Source organism: Acinetobacter sp. ANC_7511, assembly GCF_056779975.1.
The window spans coordinates 1-2,486 of the sequence record NZ_JBWYIY010000038.1; the positions used below are offsets into that span (position 1 = coordinate 1).

The window sequence follows — 2,486 nt, forward strand, 5'->3', positions numbered from 1 at the left end:
TTTAAGCTGATGCGCGGCGACGTTCAACTTCAGTAGAAGGCGCACCTTCAACGTCTTTTACTAATTCAATGTCAAATTGAATATGTTTGAACGCACCTTTCAGACCACGACGAGCAATTTCAGCTTCATCAGTTACGTCTACAGCAGTTGCCACTAAGCCATCACGCGTTGCAAATGCAAAGTCATCCCAAAGGTATTCATCACCTTCGATGTTGAACTGCGTAGTTAATTTACGGTAGCCAGGTGCAGTGACGAAGTAATGCACATGTGAAGGGCGGTTACCATGACGACCAAGTTTGTCTAATACAAACTGAGTTGTACCTTCTGGTGGGCAGCCATAACCTACAGGCATTGTGGTTAATGCGGTATATTGACCTTGTGCATCCGTGAAGATCGTACGACGTAAGTTAAAGTCAGATTGAGACTTATCAAAGAACGAGTAATTACCTAAGCTGTTTGCATGCCAAACTTCAACTTTAGCGCCTTCAATGATGTTACCTTCAGTATCTTTAACGATACCTTCAATAATTAAAGTTGGGATTTTGCCTTCTTCAGAACCATCATCCATACGTGCAAAACCAACTGATTCTGGAGCACCAGCGACATACAATGGACCTTCAATTGTACGTGGAGTACCACCTGTAATACCTGCTTGAGCATCTTTCTCATCTGCACGTAAATCAAGGAAATGCTCAAGACCTAAACCAGCAGCCAAAAGACCTAATTCGTTTGCTTGACCAGCATCAGTAAAGTACTCAAGACCCTTCCAAACTTCAGATTGGCTTAAATCTAAATCTTCAATCGCTTGGAATAAGTCAGATACTAAACGTACAACGATTTGCTGAACACGTTCATCAACAGGACCTGTTGCAGTATCAACGTTCATCTTTTTAACTAAAGCATTAATTTGTTCGCGGTTCATACTATTTCTCCTTAAGTATGCTTGCTGTGTGGTGGCTGACTTCTAATGTGTTTGAGCTCGCTGCCACAATCCTTGTTTAAAATGACGCTAAAAAACCTCTGGATGTATTGATGTCATGGCCTGAATCAATCAAGCCAAGACACTTAAAACTTAACGATCATCTTCACGGATAGAAGATGGGTGGCGATTTAACGCCATTACTTCGATATTCATATATGGGTAAAGCGGAAGACCTTGTAAAATTGAATGAAGCTCTTCATTGCTTTCCACATCAAAAATACTGATGTTTGAATACTGACCTGTGATTCGCCAGATATGACGCCACTTGCCTTGTTGCTGTAACTCTTGCGAATACGCCTTTTCAACAGCTTTGATCTCATTCGCTTTTTCAACTGGCATATCCAGTGGGATGTTCACATCCATTCGTACATGAAACAGCATGTCTCACTCCTGATGTATCACGTCGCTTATTTGCGGCGAAGGTTGTCAATCTTGTCTAAATCCAACTCAATACCTAAACCATTGCCTTGAGGCAGATGTAATTCGAAATCACGATATTGAAGCGGGGTCTTTAAAATTTCGTCAGTTAACAGCAATGGACCAAACAATTCAGTGCCATATGCCAAATTCTCAAAGGTCGAGAACAAATGTGCAGAAGCGATGGTGCCAACAGAACCTTCAAGCATCGTGCCACCATACAGATCTACACCAGCGAGGTTTGCAATGGTTGCTACATCACGACCTTCGAGTAGGCCACCAGACTGAGCAACTTTTACAGCAAACACAGAAGCAGCATTACGCTTCGCTAAACGATAAGCTGTACTTGGACCCATCAATGACTCATCCGCCATAATGGCAATATCAAAACGACGAGTTAAACGCTCCATGGCATCAATATTGTCAATCGCACATGGCTGTTCAATTAGATCCACACCGCCATCTTGCAGAAGCTGAATACCTTTGATCGCTTCTAACTCAGACCAAGCACGGTTCACATCGACACGGATAGAAATATCAGCACCTAACGCTTTTTTGATAGTGAGAACATGCTCAACATCTGCTTCTACAGCACGAGAACCAATTTTTAATTTAAAGAAGTTATGACGCTTAGCTTCGATCATCTTTTTCGCTTCAGCGATATCTTTATCCGTATCACCAGAAGCCAACACCCAAAGCACAGGGACGCTGTCACGCAGACGGCCACCTAACACTTCAGACAGAGGCAAGCCTAAACGTTGAGCTTGAATATCGAGTAAAGCAGTTTGAATGGCACATTTTGCAAAACGGTTGCCATTAATATTTTTCTTCAACACTTGCATAATTTGAGCAACGTTGAGATCAGTAAAAGTTTTGAGTAGTGGAGCAAAATAAGTATCGATATTGGTCTTGATACTTTCAGGGCTTTCTTCACCATAGCCTAAGCCACCGATGGTGGTTGCTTCGCCCCAACCAATGAAACCATCCGAAGTTTCGATTTTAATGAGGACTAAGGTTTGAGTTTGCATCGTTGCGACCGCCATCTTGTGTGGGCGGATCGTCGGGATTTCAACGAGCAAGGTTTCAA

Annotated in this window: 3 protein-coding genes; all 3 read right to left on the reverse strand. The window is 42.6% G+C overall.

The window, feature by feature from the left end:
* Position 1: 1 nt before the first annotated feature.
* Entirely contained in the window at positions 2–922 is a 921-nt protein-coding gene (gene catA, locus AC1M9L_RS14650; protein WP_481590937.1) for a catechol 1,2-dioxygenase, read from the reverse strand.
* A 150-nt stretch (positions 923–1,072) separates the two neighbouring features.
* Positions 1,073–1,363 (reverse strand): muconolactone Delta-isomerase, encoded by a 291-nt coding sequence (catC, locus tag AC1M9L_RS14655; protein WP_092766278.1) that lies wholly within the window; start codon positions 1,361–1,363, stop codon positions 1,073–1,075.
* Between the two features lie 26 nt (positions 1,364–1,389).
* A partial coding sequence (locus AC1M9L_RS14660; protein ID WP_481592541.1) for a muconate/chloromuconate family cycloisomerase occupies positions 1,390–2,486 on the reverse strand: 1,097 nt, incomplete at its 5' end.

Excerpts from the sequence above, each read along its gene's own strand:
- catA (WP_481590937.1), bottom strand. The coding sequence starts at position 922 with ATGAACCGCGAACAAATTAATGCTTTAGTTAAAAAGATGAACGTTGAT.
- catC (WP_092766278.1), bottom strand. The coding sequence starts at position 1,363 with ATGCTGTTTCATGTACGAATGGATGTGAACATCCCACTGGATATGCCA.